This is a genomic window from Streptomyces auratus, assembly GCF_050433025.1.
Taxonomy (GTDB): Bacteria; Actinomycetota; Actinomycetes; order Streptomycetales; family Streptomycetaceae; genus Streptomyces; species Streptomyces sioyaensis.
Genome location: NZ_JBNGCB010000003.1, coordinates 1,659,402 through 1,679,738, shown reverse-complemented (window position 1 = coordinate 1,679,738; position 20,337 = coordinate 1,659,402). Strand labels below are relative to the sequence as shown.

The 20,337-nt window shown below is 70.5% G+C and carries 15 protein-coding genes; 3 read left to right on the top strand and 12 right to left on the bottom strand.

The window, feature by feature from the left end; genetic code table 11:
* Positions 1 to 50: 50 nt before the first annotated feature.
* The 6 genes from BKA18_RS27015 to BKA18_RS26990 all read right to left on the bottom strand — a co-directional run bounded on the left by BKA18_RS27015 (position 51) and on the right by BKA18_RS26990 (position 6,913).
* Positions 51 to 1,655 carry a solute symporter family protein gene (locus tag BKA18_RS27015; RefSeq protein WP_366046856.1) on the bottom strand — a complete coding sequence of 535 codons (1,605 nt, stop codon included), beginning with the start codon at positions 1,653 to 1,655 and terminating at the stop codon, positions 51 to 53.
* Positions 1,652 to 2,173 carry a DUF485 domain-containing protein gene (locus BKA18_RS27010; protein WP_366046855.1) on the bottom strand — a complete coding sequence of 174 codons (522 nt, stop codon included), beginning with the start codon at positions 2,171 to 2,173 and terminating at the stop codon, positions 1,652 to 1,654. Before BKA18_RS27010 ends, BKA18_RS27015 begins: the two co-directional genes overlap by 4 nt.
* A 95-nt stretch (positions 2,174 to 2,268) precedes the next feature.
* Positions 2,269 to 2,955, bottom strand: coding sequence for a response regulator transcription factor (locus tag BKA18_RS27005; RefSeq protein WP_366046854.1), 687 nt, complete (start codon positions 2,953 to 2,955; stop codon positions 2,269 to 2,271).
* Positions 2,952 to 4,118 (bottom strand): sensor histidine kinase, encoded by a 1,167-nt coding sequence (locus BKA18_RS27000; protein WP_366046853.1) that lies wholly within the window; start codon positions 4,116 to 4,118, stop codon positions 2,952 to 2,954. The genes BKA18_RS27005 and BKA18_RS27000 overlap by 4 nt, the downstream gene beginning before the upstream one ends.
* A 30-nt stretch (positions 4,119 to 4,148) precedes the next feature.
* Positions 4,149 to 4,637, bottom strand: a complete 489-nt coding sequence (locus tag BKA18_RS26995) for a DUF1453 domain-containing protein (RefSeq protein WP_366046852.1) — start codon at positions 4,635 to 4,637, stop codon at positions 4,149 to 4,151.
* A 155-nt stretch (positions 4,638 to 4,792) separates the two neighbouring features.
* Positions 4,793 to 6,913, bottom strand: a complete 2,121-nt coding sequence (locus BKA18_RS26990) for a DNA gyrase/topoisomerase IV subunit B (protein ID WP_366046851.1) — start codon at positions 6,911 to 6,913, stop codon at positions 4,793 to 4,795.
* Positions 6,914 to 7,356: 443 nt separating this feature from the next.
* On the opposite strand from BKA18_RS26990, the gene BKA18_RS26985 reads away from it, so the two are divergent.
* Positions 7,357 to 7,587, top strand: coding sequence for a DUF7455 domain-containing protein (locus BKA18_RS26985; protein ID WP_003981845.1), 231 nt, complete (start codon positions 7,357 to 7,359; stop codon positions 7,585 to 7,587).
* A gap of 123 nt (positions 7,588 to 7,710) precedes the next feature.
* Here BKA18_RS26985 and BKA18_RS26980 read toward each other — a convergent pair whose 3' ends face one another.
* The 6 genes from BKA18_RS26980 to BKA18_RS26955 form a co-directional block, all read right to left on the bottom strand.
* On the bottom strand, positions 7,711 to 8,520 hold the full coding sequence (locus BKA18_RS26980) for a serine protease (RefSeq protein WP_366046850.1): 810 nt from the start codon (positions 8,518 to 8,520) through the stop codon (positions 7,711 to 7,713).
* Between the two features lie 136 nt (positions 8,521 to 8,656).
* On the bottom strand, positions 8,657 to 10,210 hold the full coding sequence (locus tag BKA18_RS26975; protein WP_366046849.1) for an RNA polymerase sigma factor: 1,554 nt from the start codon (positions 10,208 to 10,210) through the stop codon (positions 8,657 to 8,659).
* A 404-nt stretch (positions 10,211 to 10,614) separates the two neighbouring features.
* Positions 10,615 to 11,616 (bottom strand): FadR/GntR family transcriptional regulator, encoded by a 1,002-nt coding sequence (locus BKA18_RS26970; protein WP_366046848.1) that lies wholly within the window; start codon positions 11,614 to 11,616, stop codon positions 10,615 to 10,617.
* A gap of 821 nt (positions 11,617 to 12,437) precedes the next feature.
* Positions 12,438 to 13,202, bottom strand: a complete 765-nt coding sequence (locus tag BKA18_RS26965; protein WP_006602669.1) for an NUDIX hydrolase — start codon at positions 13,200 to 13,202, stop codon at positions 12,438 to 12,440.
* A 48-nt stretch (positions 13,203 to 13,250) separates the two neighbouring features.
* Entirely contained in the window at positions 13,251 to 15,242 is a 1,992-nt protein-coding gene (locus BKA18_RS26960; protein ID WP_366046847.1) for a glycogen debranching N-terminal domain-containing protein, read from the bottom strand.
* A gap of 215 nt (positions 15,243 to 15,457) precedes the next feature.
* Positions 15,458 to 17,047, bottom strand: a complete 1,590-nt coding sequence (locus BKA18_RS26955; RefSeq protein ID WP_366046846.1) for a DUF4192 domain-containing protein — start codon at positions 17,045 to 17,047, stop codon at positions 15,458 to 15,460.
* Positions 17,048 to 17,172: 125 nt separating this feature from the next.
* On the opposite strand from BKA18_RS26955, the gene BKA18_RS26950 reads away from it, so the two are divergent.
* Both BKA18_RS26950 and BKA18_RS26945 read left to right on the top strand, forming a co-directional pair.
* Positions 17,173 to 19,338, top strand: coding sequence for a RecQ family ATP-dependent DNA helicase (locus tag BKA18_RS26950; protein ID WP_366046845.1), 2,166 nt, complete (start codon positions 17,173 to 17,175; stop codon positions 19,336 to 19,338).
* A gap of 223 nt (positions 19,339 to 19,561) precedes the next feature.
* Entirely contained in the window at positions 19,562 to 20,272 is a 711-nt protein-coding gene (locus tag BKA18_RS26945) for a hypothetical protein (RefSeq protein WP_366046844.1), read from the top strand.
* Positions 20,273 to 20,337 lie beyond the last annotated feature (65 nt).

Sequence of the window (20,337 nt, the reverse complement as noted above, 5' to 3'; positions counted from 1 at the left end):
TGCCCTCCAAGTCCAGGGCCTGCCCGCCCCTGGACTTGTCGGATACGCCCTTAGGCCGCCCCCGCCCCCGTGAGCGCCCGTACCTCCGTCTCTGCATGCCGTGCCTCGTCGGCAGCCTCCGGGGAGAGCAGCGTTCCCAGCCAGCCCATCAGGAAGCCCAACGGGATCGATACGACACCGGGGTTGTCGAGCGGGAAGACGGCGAAGTCCAGTCCGGGGAAAATCGATTCCGGACCGCCGGAGACCACCGGCGAGAGAACGACCAGGGTGATGGCCGGGATCAGACCGCCGTACACAGACCAGACCGCCCCCCGGGTCGTGAAGCGGCGCCAGAAGAGGGTGTACAGCAGGACCGGCAGGTTGGCCGAAGCAGCAACGGCAAAGGCCAGGCCCACCAGGAAGGCGACGTTCAGGTCCTGGGCGAGCAGGCTGAGGCCGATGGCAACCGCGCCGACCGCCACCGCCGCAATGCGCGCCACGGCCACCTCGGCACGCTGGGCGTCCTGCGCCGTGCCGCGCGCGCGTCGCAGCGAGGCATACAGGTCGTGTGCGACCGAGGCCGACGAGGCGAGCGTGATGCCGGCGACAACGGCCAGGATGGTGGCGAACGCGACCGCGGCCACCACTGCGAAGAGAACCGTCCCCCCGGTCGAACCGGCGCCGCCTCCCAGGTTGAGGGCGAGCAGCGGGACGGCGGTGTTGCCGGCCGTATTGGACGTATGGACGGCCGAGCTGCCCAGCACCGCTGCGGCACCGAAACCGAGCACGATGGTCATCAGGTAGAAGCCGCCGATCAGACCGATGGACCAGACGACGGAGCGACGGGCGGAGCGCGCCGTGGGAACGGTGTAGAAGCGGGAGAGGATGTGCGGCAGCCCGGCGGTCCCCAGAACCAGAGCGATGCCGAGGCTGATGAAGTCGAGCCGCGCGGTCCAGCCGCCGCCGTATTTGAGACCGGGAGTGAGGAAGTCGCGGCCGTGGCCGCTGCGTTCGGCGGCCCTGTTCAACAGGGCGTTGATGTCGCCGTGGAACCGGATCAGTACCAGGACGGTCAGGGCGATGGCGCCGCCCATGAGGAGTACCGCCTTGACGATCTGGATCCAGGTCGTGGCCCGCATGCCGCCGAAGGCGACGTAGACCACCATCAGAGCGCCGACCCCGATCACCATCCAGGTACGGGCCTGCTGGCTCGCCCCGCCCAGGAGCAGGGCGACCAGACTGCCGGCGCCGACCATCTGCGCCACCAGGTAGAGCACGGACACGGTGACGGAGGCCGTGCCCGCCGCGATGCGGACGGGTCGCTCCCGCATCCGGGCGGCGACGACATCGGCAAGGGTGAACCTTCCGCAGTTGCGGACCAGTTCGGCGACGAGGAAGAGGACAACGAGCCAGGCGACGAGAAAGCCGACCGAGTACAGCAGGCCGTCGTAGCCGAAGAGCGCGATCAGCCCGGAGATACCGAGGAAAGACGCAGCGGACATGTAGTCACCCGCGATGGCGAATCCGTTCTCCATAGGGGAGAAGAGTCTTCCGCCCGCGTAGAACTCCTCAGCGGAGCCGTGCCGGCGGCGGCTCACCCAGGTCGTGATCGCCAGGGTGACGGCGATGAACACACTGAACAGGACCAGTGCGAGGGTCTGGTGGTCGCCGGTCAACGGATGTTCCCCCCGGTGAGTTCCTGCGTTTCCCAGCGGATGTCGAGCGCCGCGCGGTCCCTGCGCAGCCGGGCATGGCGCGCGTAGGCCCAGGTGAGCAGGAACGTGGTGGCGAACTGGCCGAGTCCGGCGAGCATCGCGACGTTCAGGGCGCCGACGACACGATGGGCCATGAGGCCCGGCGCGGCGGTCGCTGCGACCACATAGGCGAGGTACCAGACCAGGAATACCGCCGTGCCGGGGAGGACGAACCGCCGATAGCGACGACGCACCTCCTGGAATGCCGTGCTTCGTTGCACTGCCAGATAGATCTCGTCGTGGGGCGCGGATCGTGGTTCCGCTACCGGGACCGGTGCGGGTACCGGGACCGGTTCGGGCTTCCCTGTGCGGTCCCACTCGCCCGCTGGTTTTGCCGCGTCGCCCAGCTCGCCCCACCCGGAGGCGAGAGCGTCGTACCAGGGGTCGTCGAGCCGTAGGGCCCCTGACTCACCGGCCGAACGGCCGTCCTGCTTGTCCACCGAACTCTCCTTGGTGCACGGGTTTGTTGTCCGTGTGGGCCAAGAGTGGACAGAAAGGAAGATCCTGGACTCTTCATTGCGAACCCTTCACCCCATCAGGTGACGGGCTTTTGCGGCGGCCGCGCAAGGCCGTGACGGTACGCGTAGTGGATGGCCTGCGCGCGGTCCCGCAGCCCCGCTTTGGCGAAGAGATTGTTGATGTGGGTCTTCACGGTCGCGGTGGAAACATGCAGGCTGCGGGCGATCTCCGGGTTGGACTGGCCCTCGGCGACCAGCCGCAGCACCTCCACCTCACGGGCGGTCAGTCCGTCCGGGGGCTCGGCGGGCGATTGCGGCGCCGTCCGCACGGGCTCCGTGAAGCGCTCCAGCAGCCTGCGCTGAATCCTGGGCGACAGCCCGGCCTCACCCGAGATCACGTCGTCGATGGCGCGGACGATCTCGTCGCCGTCCGCGTCCTTGGTCAAATAGCCACGGGCTCCGGCCTGCAGAGCGGGGAAGAGCGAGTCGTCGTCCGCGTAGGTGGTGAGCACCACGACCTGGGTACCGGGGTGCCCGGCGCAGATACGGCGGGTTGCCTCGACGCCGTCGCAGCGCGGCATCCGCAGGTCCATCAGGACGACGTCGGGGGCGAGTTCGGCGACGAGGCGGACCGCTTCCTCGCCGTCCGCGGCAGACCCGATGACCTCGATTCCCGGCAGCAGCCCCAGCAGCATCACGATCCCTTCGCGCACCACCGTCTGGTCGTCGGCAACCACGACCCGCGTCACCGTGCCTGACGTCATGCGGGCACCCGCAACCGCACCACGAAACCCTCCTCGTCAGGGCCGGACTCCAGCGTTCCGCCGAGGAGTTCGGCGCGCTCCCGCATCCCGAGCAGACCGTACCCGGAGCCGCTCTCCGCGAGATCGCCGGGCGTGCCGCGACCGCCGGAGTCGCGCACCTCCAGCCCGATGCCGTCCGCCGCGTACTCCAGCCGCACGCTCACCCGGGCGCCCGGGGCATGCTTGCGTACGTTCGTGAGCGCCTCCTGGGCGACCCTGCGGACCGCGAGGCCCGCCTCGGCCGGCACGACGCGGGCCGTACCCGCCACATCCAGCCGAGCGCCCTCAGTGGCGGTCAGGCGGCGCAGGAAGTCCTCGACCGGGATCATCTCCCCGCGCAGCGCGGAAAGCGCCTCACGGGTGCCGTCCAGCCCTTCACGGGCCATTCCCCGGCACGCCGTCACCCGCTCCAGGAGCCGCGCACGGTCGGCCTCGAGGTCGGTGCTGCGCTGGATCAGCAGCCGCGCGGCCTCCAAGTGCACCAGTTGGGCGCTCAGGCTGTGGGCGAGGACGTCGTGTATCTCGCGCGCGATCCGCCCGCGTTCGGTGAGCGCCGCCGATTCCGACTCGGCCTTACGGGCGGCCCGTTCCTGCGCCAGCATCCGCTGGGTGTTGCCGCGCGCCTCGGCGTCCAGCCGTACGACGCAGCCCGCCAGTCCCAGGCCCACGGCGGTCGCGGCGGTCGCCCACCAGTGGTCGTGGTTCAGCGCGGCGTACCCGCTCAGGGCGGTGGCACAGCACGGTACGGCGACGCTCAGCGGCAGCCGCTCCATGGCGATGACGGCGCAGGCGCACCACAGGACGGTCGCGGGCGTCCGCGCCCCCACGTATGCGAAGCCGAGAGCCGCAGCCACCAGGACGGCGAACAGTCCGATGGACGGCCACAGGTGATGGGCCAGCGTCGCCCGGAAGAAACCGCGGAACGCCAGCACCGTGACGGCCACGCCGGTGCACAAGGCCATCAGGCGCCATCCGGTGAAGGCCGGCCCCGCCAGGGTGGTCCACACCAGCCCCGCCACCACCGCAATGCGCACCGACCGCCCGATCCACAACCGGGCGCCACTGACGCCCTCACGGGACAGCGATTCCCGCAAGGGCCAGCTCGTCCAGGAGTTCGGCGGCACTACGGTCCCTTCCACGGCGCGCGCAGGGGCTCAGCCCGCGACAGGGACACGGTACGTCCGCTGCACGGCCTGGGCCCGCCAGGTGGTGACGCCGGCCCGGGTCAGCAGCATTGCGGCAACGGAGAGCATCGTGGCCGCGCTCCCCTGGTGGAGGCCCATGGCCGCGGCGATGCCCATGAGTCCGACCCGCAGTGCCATGCCGCAGAGCCACACGCCAGCCGCCGCCCAGCTTCCCTTGGTCCAGACCGCGCCGTCCTCGTCCGTCCAGATGCGCGTCGTCCAGGCCCAGCCGGCGCCACAGGCCAGCCCGATCAGTATCTCCAGGCCCAGGAGGACGGCCGATGCGACGTGGTGTGCAGGGTCCACGAGGCCGGGCTGCCGCACCGCCATGACCGTCAGGACGACGGGAATCAGCCACCACGCCTTGCCCTCCGACGAGAGGCGCTGCGCCGCGAACTGCCGGATGAAGACCAGCGCGATGACGCCGATGATCACAACGATGTTGAGCGTGCCGCTCATGACCTGGCCCTCCATGGGACGGGAATTCGACGTCTCCGACGCTATGGAGCGGCGCCACCGCGCGGATCGGCGCCAGGGTGGGGCCCGGGTGGAAAACGCGACGGGCGTTTCTCCACCCGGGGGTGGAGAAACGCCCGTCGGTGGCCGCGGACGGCTCAGGTGTCGATGCGCGAACGGTCCAGAGTGGACGCGGAGTTGGTGATGAACTCCTTACGGGGGGCGACTTCGTTGCCCATCAGGAGGTCGAAGGCCTTCTCCGCCGCTTCGAGATCGCTGATGTTGATGCGGCGCAGGGTGCGGTGGCGCGGGTCCATGGTCGTCTCGGCGAGTTGGTCGGCGTCCATTTCACCCAGGCCCTTGTAGCGCTGGATGCTGTCCTTGTAGCGGACCTTCGTGCGCTGGAGTTCGAGCAGGGTCTGGCGCAGCTCGTTGTCCGAATAGGTGTAGATGTACTTGTCCTGGCCCTTTTTGGGGTTGATCAGTTCGACGCGGTGCAGCGGCGGGACGGCCGAGAAGACACGGCCCTCCTCGACCATGGGCCGCATGTAGCGCTGGAAGAGGGTCAGCAGCAGGCAGCGGATGTGGGCGCCGTCGACGTCCGCGTCGGCCAGGAAGATGACCTTGCCGTAGCGGGCGGTGTCGATGTCGAACGTGCGGCCGGACCCGGCCCCTATGACCTGGATGATGGCCCCGCACTCGGCGTTCTTCAGCATGTCCGAAACCGACGACTTCTGGACATTGAGAATCTTGCCGCGGATCGGCAGCAGCGCCTGGAATTCCGAATTCCGCGCCAGCTTTGCGGTGCCCAGCGCCGAGTCGCCCTCGACGATGAAGAGCTCGCTGCGGTCGACGTCGTCGCTGCGGCAATCCGCGAGCTTGGCCGGCAGCGAGGACGACTCCAGCGCGGTCTTCCGCCGCTGGGCCTCCTTGTGCTGCCGGGCGGCGATGCGCGTACGGGCCGCGGCGACGACCTTCTCCAGGACGGAGCGCGCCTGCTGCTTGGCATCCCGCTTCGTGGAAGTCAGGAACGCCTTGAGTTCCCGGCTCACCACCTGGGCGACGATCCGGGACGCGGCGGAGGTGCCGAGCACCTCCTTGGTCTGCCCCTCGAACTGCGGCTCCGCCAGTCGTACGGTCACGACCGCCGTGAGGCCCTCCATGGCGTCGTCCTTGACGACGTCGTCCTCGGCCACGCGCAGCAGCTTGCTCGACCGCAGCACCTCGTTGACGGTCTTGGTGATCGACCGCTCGAATCCGGAGACGTGGGTGCCGCCCTTGGGCGTCGCGATGATGTTGACGAACGACTTGACCGTCGAGTCGTAGCCGGTGCCCCAGCGCAGCGCGATGTCGACGCCCAGCTCCCGGGTGACCTCGGTCGGGGTCATGTGGCCGCGGTCGTCGAGTACCGGGACGGTCTCCTTGAAAGTGCCCTGGCCGGACAGCCGGAGCACATCGCACACGGCCTTGTCCTGCGCGAGGTACTCGCAGAATTCGCTGATGCCGCCGTCGTAGCGGAAGGTCTCTTCCGTCTTGCCGGCGCCGTCGATGCCCCGCTCGTCGCGTACGACGAGGGTCAGGCCCGGTACGAGGAAGGCCGTCTGCCGCGCGCGGGCGTACAGCGTCTCCAGGGAGAGCTTGGCGTCCTTGAGGAAGATCTGCCGGTCGGCCCAGTAGCGCACCCGGGTGCCGGTCTTCGTCTTGGCGATCCGCTTGCCCTTGAGCAGGCCGTTGCCCGGATCGAAGGGGGCGTCGGGACCCGATTCGGTGAAGATGCCGGGTACGCCGCGCCGGAAGCTGATCGAGTGCGTCTTGCTGCTGCGGTCCACCTCGACGTCGAGCCGCGCGGACAGGGCGTTGACGACCGAGGCGCCGACGCCGTGCAGTCCGCCGGAGGCCGCGTACGAGCCCCCGCCGAACTTGCCGCCGGCGTGCAGCTTGGTCATCACGACCTCGACGCCGCTGAGGCCGGTCTTCGGCTCGACGTCGACCGGGATGCCGCGGCCGTTGTCCCTGACCTCCACCGACCCGTCGTGGTGGAGGATCACCTCGATGTGGTCGCAGTAGCCGCCCAGCGCCTCATCGACGGAGTTGTCGATGATCTCCCACAGGCAGTGCATCAGACCACGGCTGTCCGTCGAGCCGATATACATGCCGGGGCGCTTGCGGACGGCTTCGAGCCCCTCGAGGACGAGCAGATGCCGCGCGGTGTAGTTGGAACCGTCCCGGTCTGCCCCGGTCAGCACTGCGGTGGACGGCACGGACATCTCGGCGGTCACGCGGTTCGCTCCTCGCTGAATTTCTGGCAGTCCGCATTCCGCGGACTCGGTTGTGGCGGTGTCGCCGGTCAGAGGGTACCGAGGCCTGGTAGAGCCGATGTGACGCCACCCGTAAGCATGCTCATGCTAGTAGAATTTCGCTCGCGTGTTCGATCCCTCGTTGGGGTGACGTCGCAGTGACGTGCACATCACGTTCCCTTCGAGGCATGAACCATTTAGGCTCCGGGCACGTCCTCATCAACAACCGGCAAGCCAGCCGGGAGGGCAGACCCAACAACCAACGTGAATCAGACCACCCAGCAATACGGCTCATTCGCCGCCACCCGGCAGCACCCGGCCCCCTCGGAGAATTTTTTCGAGGAAAAGGCACGAGCGGGAACGTTTTCGGCCTGGTTGGATGTTGACCCTGGTACGACAGCTCGTCGAGCTAGAGAAGAGGCGACGTGACTACTGTTCTGACACCCGCGAGCCCGCTGACGGCCGCTGACCGCTGCGACCGCTGCGGCGCCCAGGCATACCTGCGCGTCGTCCTGATGTCCGGCGGAGAACTGCTCTTCTGCGCCCATCACGGTCGCAAGTTCGAGCCAGAACTCAAGAAGATCGCCGCGGAAATACAGGACGAGACGGAGCGGCTCACCGCTTCTCCGGCGTCCGCGTCCGATGAGGAACGCTGACACTTCGCATCCACGACGAGCGAACAGCGGCACAGCGCCGTACCGCGGGCGGCCACCTGGCACCACCGGGAGGCCGCCCGCAGTCGTGCGTCCTCACGTGGGCCTGAGAGCCCCCCGCGCGGTTCAACCGGCCCCGTGTGCGGACACCGCCGGGAGCAGCGCAGAGGCGCGCGTATAGACCCCTGGACTGCCCGCCCGGCCGCAGCCGGTCCCCCATGACACCAGCCCCACCAGCCGCCCCCGGACGACCAAGGGCCCGCCGCTGTCCCCCTGACAGGCGTCCCTTCCGCCGGCCGGCTCCCCTGCGCACAGCATCGACTGCGCCCGGTACCTGCCGTCGGCATTGCCCGGGTAGGCCCGCGCACAGACCGCATCGGGCAGCACATTGACGTGCGCCGCCCGCAGCTGTGACGCATAGCTGCCCCCGCCCGTGGTGTCCCCCCAGCCGTAGACCGTGGCCGCGTTCCCCGGCCGGTAGGCGCTGTCACGCCGTCCCGCTATCGGGATGGGCCGGTTCAAAACCGGCTTGTCCAGCGTGAGGACGGCCATGTCACCGTCGTTCGTCCAAGTGTTGTAGCCGGGGTTGACCCAGACCTTCGCGGGCTTGAGTTCCTGGCCGCCGCCACCGGTGAGGTTGTCGCGTCCGACGACGATCCTCAGGTCCCGCACCTGCCGCCAGTGAACGCCCAGCACCTCCCTGCTCAGGCAGTGCGCCGCCGTCACCACCGTCGAGTGGCCGACGAGCACGCCGCCACAGAACTGCCCGGAGCGCTGGGCCCCGAAGCGCTCATGAGAGGCCAGCGCCACCGCCCAGGGGCTGTGCGACAACGGTGCAGGTCTGCCACCGATCACCACCCCGTCCGCGGCCGCCGACGCCGGCAGGGCGAGGACCAGCGCGAGGGCTGCAAAGGCAGCACGGGCGGTGGGACGCATACGGACTCCTGACTCCGGGACAGTGCATGCATACCCAGAGTGACGCCAACGATCACCCTGCGCACCCGGACGTGCGTGAGCCCGGCCTCTCAACGGAGAGAGACCGGGCTCGTGACGCTGTCCAGGCGGACCGGAACTAGTCGAGGTAGTCGCGCAGCACCTGGGACCGCGACGGGTGACGCAGCTTCGACATCGTCTTCGACTCGATCTGGCGGATCCGCTCACGCGTGACGCCGTAGACCTTGCCGATCTCGTCCAGGGTCTTCGGCTGACCGTCGGTGAGACCGAAGCGCATGGAGACGACGCCGGCCTCGCGCTCGGAGAGGGTGTCGAGAACCGAGTGCAGCTGCTCCTGCAGAAGCGTGAAACTGACCGCGTCGGCCGGGACGACCGCCTCGGAGTCCTCGATGAGGTCTCCGAATTCGCTGTCGCCGTCCTCGCCCAGCGGGGTGTGCAGCGAGATCGGCTCGCGGCCGTACTTCTGGACCTCGATGACCTTTTCGGGGGTCATGTCGAGCTCCTTGGCCAGCTCCTCCGGGGTGGGCTCGCGGCCCAGGTCCTGGAGCATCTGACGCTGGACGCGCGCGAGCTTGTTGATGACCTCGACCATGTGGACGGGGATACGGATCGTACGGGCCTGGTCGGCCATGGCGCGGGTGATGGCCTGACGGATCCACCACGTCGCGTAGGTCGAGAACTTGTAGCCCTTGGTGTAGTCGAACTTCTCGACCGCACGGATCAGACCGAGGTTGCCCTCCTGAATCAGGTCCAGGAAGAGCATGCCGCGGCCGGTGTACCGCTTGGCCAGGGAGACGACCAGACGGAGGTTGGCCTCCAGGAGGTGGTTCTTCGCCCGGCGGCCGTCCTCGGCGATGATCTCCAGCTCACGCTTGAGCTTCGGCGCGAGCTTGTCGGCGTTCGCCAGCTTGTCCTCGGCGAACAGGCCCGCCTCGATGCGCTTGGCGAGCTCCACTTCCTGCTCGGCGTTGAGGAGCGGGACCTTACCGATCTGCTTGAGGTAGTCCTTGACCGGGTCGGCGGTGGCGCCGGCCGCGGCGACCTGCTGCGCGGGGGCGTCGTCCTCGTCGTCGTCGGACAGGACGAAGCCGGCGCTCTCCGCGCCCTCGGCGGCCTCGGGAGCGTCGCCCTTACCGGGCGCCGGGGTCTCCTCGGTCACCTCGTCTTCGAGCAGCTCGTCGACGTCCTTCTTGGACGCGGTCTTCTTGGCGGTGGCCTTCTTGGCCGTCGTCTTCTTCGCGACGGTCTTCTTGGCGGCCGTCTTCTTCGCCGCTGCCTTCTTCGCGGGCGCGGACTCGGACTCACCGGCCGGCGGGTCCGCCACAGGGGCGGGGGCCGCGGCGGCGGTGGTCTTCTTGACCGTGGCGGCCTTCGCCGCGACGGTCTTGGTGGCGGTGCGCTTCGCCGGACTCTTCGCTGCGACGCTCTTGCGGGTGCGCTTGGGCGCCTCTGCGGCACTGACCATCAGCGTCACACCCTCCTCGTCGAGGATTTGGTTGAGGCTGCGCAGAACGTTCTTCCACTGGGTTGGCGGAATCTGGTCAGCCTCGAAGGCCCGACGCACGTCATCGCCGGCGATCTGCCCATCTGCCTTTCCCCGCTCGATGAGCGCCATCACAGACTCGGACTCGGCGATCTCCGGCGGGAGCGTACGGGATGTGCTGGCCGACACGAACAACCTCTCGGAACGATGGAAACGGCTTCCGACCCCGTCCAGTGTGGATCGGAGCCGACGACCGCCGGTGGGGATAGACCGACGGCGCAGGGGCAACCGGGGAGTTGAACAGCGTCATTCACGCCGCTCTTATTCCCTCCTCGGCTATCACCTCTTAAGTCATCGCGCTTCCCTGAAGAGTGTTACGCCCAATCTGCGTGGCCCGAGTCACACCCCATAACGACCCATTCCCAGTCATATGACATGCAACCCTCCCGAGACCTGTCGCCGGATCCGGTCGACGACCCGGATCCGGCGATCTTCTGCGCCTTCGCCGCGTACGGCGTGCCCTGCCCGGAGGGGCGTGCAGGGCACGGAAGCCGCGCGGCGCCCACCGTCCGTACGCCTTCGGGTACAGGCCTTCAGTGCTCGCGGGGCGCGGGGACGACGTGATCGACAGGCGTCCCGGAGCCCTGGCCGCCGACCTCACCATGGGCGGCGAGGAGCTGGCGCATCGCGGATTCGGCCGCCGTGGCGTCGCCGGAGCCGATGGCGTCGACGACCCGCATGTGCTGGCCCACCGACGTCTCGACCGGTCGCTCGCAGCCGCCGGCGGCACCACCCGAGACGTGGAGGGCGGCCGAGACGATGCCCGAGAGGTGCTCGAGCATGCGGTTGCCGGCGAGCTGGAGCAGCAGCGAGTGGAACTCGGCGTCGGCGCGGGAGAACGTCATGGTGTCGCCCTGGGCCGCGGAGTGGCCCATGATCTCGACCATGTCGGCGAGCCGCTGCTGGATGTCCTCACGGCTGTGACCTGCGGCGAGCCGGGCGGCGAGGGGCTCGATCGTCCAGCGCAGCTCACAGAGCTCACGGCGCTGGTCGTCGCGTTGCGGCCCGTAGGCCCGCCACTCGATGATGTCGGGGTCGAGGAGGTTCCAGTCGCTTACCGGGCGTACCCGGGTGCCGACGTTCGGGCGGGCGCTGACGAGGCCCTTGGCCTCGAGGACTCGCAGCGACTCACGGACGACGGTGCGGGAGACCTCGAAGCGCTGGCCGATCTCCTCGGGGACGAGCGGGCGGTCGGCCCCGAGATCGCCGGAGACGATCATCTGGCCGAGCTGCTGGACGAGTTGGCCGTGCAGGCCACGTCCGCGACTGCCGGCCGCACGACGGCCGACCCGGCCGATGTCTGCCTCGGAGCCGTCCCAGACCTGCGAAACGCGCTCTGCACGGTCCTGGCCGGCCGCGCTGGCGGCGTTCGCGGCGTTGCCCGCGTTGGCGTAGGGGTAGCGGTCAAGCTCGCCCGGGCCTGCGAGGCCGGTGTCGCCGGGGCGAGCCGCGGTCATCATGGTGTGCGCAAGGGTACTCACGCATCTGTTGTCGGCGACACCCTGAACACCCTTGAGGTCTTTGGTGAAAAGCACACGAAAGGGTGATCGCCCCCCATCCCTGAATTGACGCTTTATCGGAAAGAAATGCGCTCTCTGCGGCGAGTTGTGGACAGTGGCCACAACGACAGGGAACCAAAACATATGCCTTACTCGATCAGCAGAAGCAGCCGCACCGCACCGATGACGCATCACCACAGGCCAGAAGGGTGGCGTCAACACCGTTGCTCCGCCTGCCGGTTGGCTCGTGGACCGCATCACGAACCGGCGTGCATTGGTCAATTCCGAACGGGCTCTTGACGGCGCCGCCAGGGAGCAGGTGGCGACCTCATCGCAGGCACATGGACAGGAATTCTCCGGCAACCCCGTTAGGTCGGAACTGAATACATCACCGGCCCCTCTTTTCACTCCGGCAGGACCGGTCAGTCGCTTCGCTCAACTTGCCGCGATGACAGGACATTCAATGATCCAGCGACGGAGTGGCGGCACCGAAGGCGGCGTCGGATCGGGCCGGAGAGCGCGATGCCGGCCGGGGTGCGGGGTCGGGATCGCCGGCTACGGGCCGGCCGGGCTGGTCGCCGTCAGGTGGGCGCCCCGGCCAGGCGGAGCCGCACATCCGTGACGCCGACGGTGGCCGGGCGTGGGTCGCTGGGGTCGCCGGACGGGTCCGACGGCGGCGGGCCGGACACCCCTTGCGGGGCGTGAGGCCGGCGGGGAGCTCGCGTGGTGACGTAAGGACTCACCGGGCCAAGGTACCCACGATATGTCCTATTTTCGCGTAATTGCTCAACCTTGGCGCCTCGCCGTGTCACCGTGGGTGAACTTCGACCCTTCGGTCCCCGCTCTGTCCGCGACGCTCAGACCTCGGGGCGGAGCATCGGCGGGTTGAGCAGCGTCGCCCCGCCGGCTCTGAACAGCTGTGCGGGACGGCCGCCCTGACGCGTCGTCGTGCCGCCGGTGGGCACCAGGAAGCCAGGGGTGCCGGTCACCTTGCGGTGGAAGTTACGAGGGTCCAGGGCCACTCCCCAGACCGCCTCGTACACGCGGCGCAGCTCGCCCACGGTGAACTCCGGCGGGCAGAAGGCCGTGGCGAGCGAGGAGTACTCGATCTTCGAGCGGGCGCGCTCCACGCCGTCGGCCAGGATCCGGGCGTGGTCGAACGCGAGCGGAGCCGCCAGCTCACCCTCGCGGGTGAGGGTGTCGTCCTGCCCCAGGAGGGTCTCCACCGGCGCCCAGCGCGCGCTGTGGGCGTCGCCGCCGGCCTTGGGAGCGGGCAGGTCGGGGGCGAGCACCAGATGCGCAACGCTGACGACCCGCATCCGGGGATCCCTCTTGGGGTCTCCGTAGGTGGCGAGCTGTTCGAGGTGTGCGCCGTACACGGGTGACGGACCGGCCGGGGACTGGGCGTGCAGGCCGGTCTCCTCGGCGAGCTCCCGCGCGGCCGCGTCCTCAAGATCCTCGTCGGCCCGGACGAATCCACCGGGCAGGGCCCAGCGGCCCTGGAACGGCGGCTCACCGCGTCGCACGGCCAGCGCACACAGGGCGTGGCGGCGCACGGTGAGCACGACCAGGTCGACAGTGACGGCGAAGGGCGGGAAGGCCGACGGGTCGTAGGGAGGCATGGCGTGATCATAGTCGTCCGCCTGACGATAAACAGGCCCCGCAGCGCCTCACGAGCCCAGTTGCAGGCCTTCCGCCGCGGTCTCCACCATCCCCATGCCGAGTCTGCTGACCCGTACGGCGAACGGCTGCTCGGCCACGCTCAGGCCGGTGAGCTGTATGGCGCCGAGAGGGGCGGTGCCGAGCGGCCGCACGGACACCGTTCCGGCAGGAACATCGGGGCGCAGGCCAGCGAGGGCGACCAGTATGTGCACCGCACCGGCCGCCGCCACTGCAGCGGGGCGGCAGGCAGCCGGGTGCGGTACGGGGACGCCGCCGGCGGTGCGCTGCTCCCCCACATACATCTCGGGGAGGCGGTAGGCGAAGCTGTCTGCCGCATCGAGGATTCCCCTGGTCAGGGCGCCGGCTGCCCGCTCATGGCCGGCGGCGGCCAGTCCGACGGCGGCGATCGCCGTGTCGTGGACGCGGACCGCACCGCTGCGGTGGCCGAACGGGTTGTAGCCGCTCTCCCTGACTCCCATTGCGCGCAAGCCCCATCCGGAGTCCATGGCGGGGCTCTCCCATGCTCTGGCCAGCTGGTCGGTCTGTGTGGCGTCCAGCAAGCCGGGAGCCAGGGCTCCGCCGCCGAGCAGGCCGGTGTCGAGGAGATGGACGGTGGTGGAGCCGAGGTGTGGGACGGGGCGCCCGTCGGCGGTGAGCAGCGCGGCGGGGCGGCCGCCGGCACTGTCTTCCCACCAGAAGTCCGTGCGGAAGCGGGCGCGCAGGTCAGCGGCCCAGTCCCGTAACGCCGTCGCGTCGGACGATCCGACGGCTTCGAGGAGATCGGCACCCAGGAGAGCGGCGCGATGGGCATGCGCCTGGGTCTCGCATCGGTACGGTCCGCCGGGTGCGGGATCGGAGACGTAGCCGCCGCGGCTGCTCCCCGGTGGGTCGGTGACGGTCCTCAGCCATCGCAGGCAGCGCTCCGCAACGGGCAGCAGCCGCTCTGTCTCCTGCTCTGGAAGTCCCCAGCGGCGGGCCTCCGCCAGAACGGTGGGAAAAAGAAGCGTTGCCTCGATGCCCGTGCAGCTCGGTGGAGCATGCGGTCCGGCGTCCCGGAGCGGACCGGGAATTCGACCGAAATCCGCTCCTGGTGCGGCTTGTTGGCTACGGGCGAGCGCCCGCAACGTGCCCGCGGCGAGCCGGGTACCCAAGGGCAGCAGCATCCGCGCGGCCCACAGCGCCTCGAACGGTGCAAGCCCACAGCGCCAGGGGAATCCACCGGCCACGTAGATGTCCGCAGCGGCGGCCGGATCACGCATCACCAGGCCGTGCAGATCGTCGAGGCTGGCTGCCATGAGCGCGTCGGCCCGGTGGTCGTCACATTCGAGACGGGCCGCTGTCCAGGGCCGCGGTGGCCGGGCGCCGCGCGTACGCGGAACGCCGTGTCCGGTGCGCGGGCCGGGGATGAGGACGGTGCCGGGGCGTCGGCGGCCTGCCGGTCCGGCGGTGTCGTGTTCCAGTGCGGTGTGCAGTTCGATGGTGCGGCGGCCGCCGGGTGGCAGATCCAGTTCCCAGCGCAGCAGGCCCAGCGAGGCGAGCGCGTCCTGGGGTGCGGGCGACGTGGACACCACCGCATGCACACCGGGCCCCGACCAGCGCAGCCCGGAGCCGTGGACGGCGGCTTCCCGTTCCGGCCCCGGCAGGCCCACGGCGATGGCTCCGAGCTCTGCAAGATCCGTACCCAGCCGGATCTCGACCGGCAGCCGCACGGGCCGCGCGGAGCTGCTGTGGAAGGTGATCCGCTCGGTGCCGTCGGCGGAGCGCAGCCGTTCCACGCGGATGTCCGGGTCCGGTCCGCGCTCTCCTGCCCTGCGGATCGTCCCGAGGAACCGGGCCCGGTCCGCGCCGTTCAACCGCCCCTGGACGACGAGCGGTTCGTCGCCCGCGACCCGGAGTTCGCAGCGGGACAGGACCCGCCGACCGTCGCGATAGAAGCCGTCCATGCCGTGGCCGCTCAGCTGGCCCGACGCCGGGGACACCGCGAGGGCCGGGAGGGCCACACAGACGAGTGAGGAGTGGACGGGTTGCGGTTGCGGGGGTCGGGGCGGCGCCGGGCGGCGCTCGCCGGGCGGCCGATGAGCCGGCTGAGTGAGGGGGACGATGCCTGGCACGCTCTGGGCTCCCTGGTGAGGTCGGATCTTCGTACGGCCTACGCCACTCAGGTGAACGGCCCGGCCGGCGCCCAGGTCACGCCGGCCGCGCTGCCATGTCGTGTTCACCGCCGGCTCCGGTCGCCGTCCCGGCCGGCCCGGCGCCTGCCGCGGCCGTCCGTCGAACGGGCGCCTGGGCCCGTGCCGCCGCGAGGTCCGCGGGGGCGGCCGGCCGCCCCGGGGCGCCTGGTCGGCCGTCGTGTCTCCTTGGCGGTGGACGGCGAATCGGCGACGGGCGCGGATGCATCCTCGGCAGCGCTCACGACCGCGTGGTTCTGCTCGCGCAGGCAGCGGCGCAGCGGCTCCGGATCGAGGCCTTCATTGATGGCGCGGTGCAGCAACTGGGCGAAGGTGTAGTCGGGGTCGAGCGACAGAGCGCAGTTGAGGGCGATGCGCGCCGACGGTCCGTCCTCGGTGGACCAGCAAACCCAGCCGGCGAGGGTGAGCGGGGCCACCGCGTGCTCGGCATAGCCCCCGGCGCAGCGGCGGGCGAGGGCGCGCCAGAGCCGGAGGGCCGGCGCGGCAACTGAGCCGTCCATCCACTCCGCTGCCCGGTCGCGGGTGACCCGGTCCTGGAGGCCGAGGATGAGATCGGCGGCCTCGACATCGGTGATCAGCGCATCGTCACAGGCGTCCCGGGCCCGGTTGCTGCCCGAGGGGGTGTCCTGACGGAACCGGTGGATCATGGCGCCGGCCAGGTCGAGGGTGTCGCGCCGGACGGCCGCCGCGCCGTCCCTTTCGAGCATGCGCGGCACCAGCGCGCCGGCCGCCGCATCCAGCACCTTCTCCTGCTCCGCGGCCCGCCTGCCGGTACGGGGCATCAGCCTGGCCTCCATCTCCTTGAGCGAGCCGCGCACCTGCATGCCCGCGTATGCGGCGGCCGCGGCCATCACGGATGTGCCGGGCATGACCATGGGCGTGCCCTCGGCGGGGCAGCACCGGAAGTCGGGGCAGCAGTAGGACCAGAAGCGGCCGTTGGACAGGCACAGGGCTTCCAGGACGGGTACGTCGAGCGCACCGCAGGCGGTACGCAGCCGTTGGGCGAGCGGCCGGAGCCGGTCCTTGACGTCCTTGCCGTTCTCGCCTTCCGCGGGCTCCTGGCAGAGGTAGACGAGGATCGCCTCGGGCCGGGTGTCACGCTCCTGGCCCGCGGAGATCAGACATTCGGCGAGTTGGTCGGCGACATCCGGCCACTGCGCGGTGTCGGTGGGGATGCCGAGCCTGACCCGACCGCCGAAGCGCCCGCGGTCGCCGTGCAGCGCGATCAGCACGACGCTGTCATCCGGGTAGAAGCCCATGAGATACGGCAAGGCGTCGGCGAGTTCGGCCGGGCTGCGGAGGGTGACCTGGGCTTCGGCGGGTGGCGCCGGGACCGCGTCGGAGGGGGCGGAGGAGTGCGTGGGGCCGGACGGGTCGGACGGGGTGGAGGAGCCGGCGGGCTGGGTGGGGGTGGATGGGGTGGTGGTGTGCGCGGAGTCGGCCGGGCGCGAAGACTCTGCAGAGCGGGCGGGTGGAGTGGGGTCGGATGCGCTGCGCGGGTCGGCAGGGGCCGGCGGCTCGGGCGGGCGGGGAGGGGTCGAAGGCGGCGGGGCGGAGGGCGTGGCGGCGGAATTGCTGTCGGTGGAGCGCTTGCTCGGTTCGCTGTGCGGATTCATGGCTCGAAGATCCCGCGGCAGGCCGCCGCGCCGCGACCCCTGTGGATAACTCGCGGGCGAGGAAGTTGTCCACAGCCTCGGGCGGGAGTTCGCGCATTGTCAGTGGCATCGGGTTGCATGGAGGCATGAGCAACGATGATCTGCGTGCCGCCGCCGATGCCGTCCTGACCCGACTCGTCGGGGATCCCGGCGGCGAGGCCAGGCTGCGCGAGGATCAGTGGCGGGCGATCGAGGCGCTGGTCGCCGACCATCGCCGGGCGCTGGTCGTGCAGCGGACGGGCTGGGGCAAGTCCGCGGTCTATTTCGTCGCGACGGCGCTGCTGCGCGAGCGCGGCAGCGGGCCGACCGTGATCGTCTCCCCGCTCCTTGCGCTGATGCGTAATCAGGTCGAGGCCGCCGCGCGCGCCGGGATCCGGGCGCGCACGATCAACTCCGCCAACACCGAGGAGTGGGACACCGTCCAGGCCGAGGTGGCGGCCGGTGAGGTGGATGTCCTGCTGGTGAGCCCCGAGCGGCTCAACAACCCCGATTTTCGTGATCAGGTACTGCCCAAGCTCGCGGCGGCGACCGGGCTGCTGGTGGTCGACGAGGCGCACTGCATCTCCGACTGGGGCCATGATTTCCGGCCGGATTACCGACGGCTGCGCACCATGCTCGCCGATCTCCCGCCCGGTGTGCCGGTGCTCGCCACCACCGCCACGGCCAATGCGCGGGTGACCGCCGATGTCGCCGAGCAGCTCGGGACGGGCGAGGGCTCCACCGAGGCACTGGTGCTGCGCGGACCGCTGGATCGGGAGAGTCTGAGTCTGGGCGTGCTTCCGCTGCAGGACGCCGCGCACCGGCTCGCCTGGCTCGCGGACCATCTGCACGAGCTGCCGGGCTCGGGAATCATCTACACCCTCACGGTCGCCGCCGCCGAGGAGGTGACGGCCTTCCTGCGCCACCGGGGGCACACGGTCTCGTCGTACACCGGTAAGACGGAGAACGCCGACCGCCAGCAGGCCGAGGACGATCTGCTCGCCAACCGTGTCAAGGCGCTGGTGGCGACCTCCGCGCTGGGTATGGGCTTCGACAAGCCCGATCTGGGCTTCGTGGTGCACCTCGGGTCGCCCTCGTCCCCCATCGCGTACTACCAGCAGGTGGGCCGGGCCGGCCGAGGGGTGAAGCACGCAGAGGTGCTGCTGCTGCCGGGGCGTGAGGACGAGGCGATCTGGAAGTACTTCGCGTCGCTGGCCTTCCCGCCCGAGGAGCAGGTGCGGCGGACCCTGGACGTTTTGGCCGCGGCCGGCCGGCCGGTGTCGCTGCCCGCCCTGGAGCCGCAGGTCGAACTGCGCCGCTCGCGCCTGGAGATCATGCTCAAAGTGCTCGATGTGGACGGCGCCGTGCAACGCGTCAAGGGCGGCTGGACATCCACCGGCCGGCCATGGTCGTACGACGCCGAGCGCTATGCGTGGGTCTCGCGTCAGCGCGAGACCGAGCAGCAGGCCATGCGGGAGTACGCCACCACGGCGGGGTGCCGGATGGAGTTCCTGCGGCGGCAGTTGGACGACGAGGCGGCGGTGGCCTGCGGCCGCTGCGACAACTGCGCCGGAGCACGCTTCAGCACCGAGGTGTCGTCCGCTTCGCTGGATGCGGCGCGCGGTGAGCTGGGGCGCCCGGGGGTGGAGGTGGAGCCGCGGCGGATGTGGCCGACGGGGCTGCCGGCCGTCGGCGTCGACCTCAAGGGGCGTATCCCGGCGGGCGAGCTAGCCGCGACCGGCCGGGCCCTGGGCCGGCTCTCCGACATCGGGTGGGGCAACCGCCTGCGGCCGATGCTCGCACCGCAGGCGCCGGACGGGCCGGTCCCCGACGATGTGTCGGCCGCGGTGGTCACGGTGCTCGCCGACTGGGCCAAGGGGCCAGGTGGTTGGGCCTCGGGCGCGGCCGAGGCCCCGGCCCGCCCGGTGGGCGTCGTCGCGCTCTCCTCACGCAGCCGCCCGCAGCTGATCCGGTCGCTGGCCGAGCGGATCGCCGCGGTCGGCCGGATGCCCTTCCTGGGCACGGTGGCCTCGGCGGACAACGGTGTCGAGGGCAGGGTTCCGCGCAGCAACAGCGCTCAGCGGCTGCGGGCGCTGCACGGTTCGCTGAGCGTGCCGCCGGAGCTGGCGCAGGCCCTGGCCTCGGCGGGTGGCCCGGTGCTGTTGGTGGACGACTACGCCGACACCGGCTGGACAATGGCGGTGGCCGCCCGGCTCCTGCGCCGGGCGGGCGCCGAGGGGGTGTTTCCGCTGGTCCTCGCCGTACAGGGCTAGGAGCGGTCCGTCCCGGCCGACGCCGCGACGGGCAAGCACATTGGCGACTCTCCGGACGATTCCGGGCACCGACGGGAATTGCTCGTTGCCGCATGCGTGTACGACGGCAAGAATTGGAATGCTTCCCCGTACCGGCCGTCCATGGTCAGGCAGCGCCGTGCCGTGGTGCGCACCCGTGCCCGGTCACCGCCCGACGCATGGACGCCTAGACGAAGGGAGGAACATGACCTTCGGCTTCGCTCCACCCCCGCAAGTGTCTTTGCCCGTGTCCGCCGATTCCGCCGCGCGACTGGGACGGATGCTGGTGCCCGCCGAATGGGCATCGGCCGGGATCCCGTTGCTGCGCAATCCCCGTGAGGTCGTCGCCGATCTGCACGATCGCCATCGTCCGGAGCCGTCGACGGCCGTCGTCGCGGTGCTCGACGCACAGGACCGGGTGACGGCCAGCGCCTCGTTCACCGAGCTCGCGGCCGCGCCCGACGGCTGGGATTTCCGCAATGCGCTGCTGGCGCATCTGCGCCGGGTCATCCCGCACGACCTGCGGTTGCGTGCCCCGGTCCGGACCGCGGTGCTGCTCTACTGCCGTGAGGGCGAGCCCCGTTGGACGGAGACGGACGGGGCGTGGATGTGGGGGCTGCGCGATGCCTGCACCCTGCACGGGCTCCGCTGCGGGGCGTACATCACCCTGACTCCCGGCCGCTGGCAGGTATTGGGCGAGGGCCGGGGCGGGCGCCGCCCCAGGCCTCCCGCCACGGACCTGCCGGTCCCCGAACCGCGCCGCCCGGAGGCGGGACGTTCGGAGTCGCGTCGTATGACGGCAGCGCGACCGGATGCACCGCGCACCGCCGCGAAGGCCGCCGTCCCACAGAGCCGGCCGCTTCCTCGGCGCGCCGGCGGCGCCCCGGAAGCACATCGGCACACGGCGGCGCGCTGAGGCGGACCGAGCGGCCGCGCCCCGACCGGGGTTCACGCATACGGCCGTGCCTCTCGGAGAGGCCG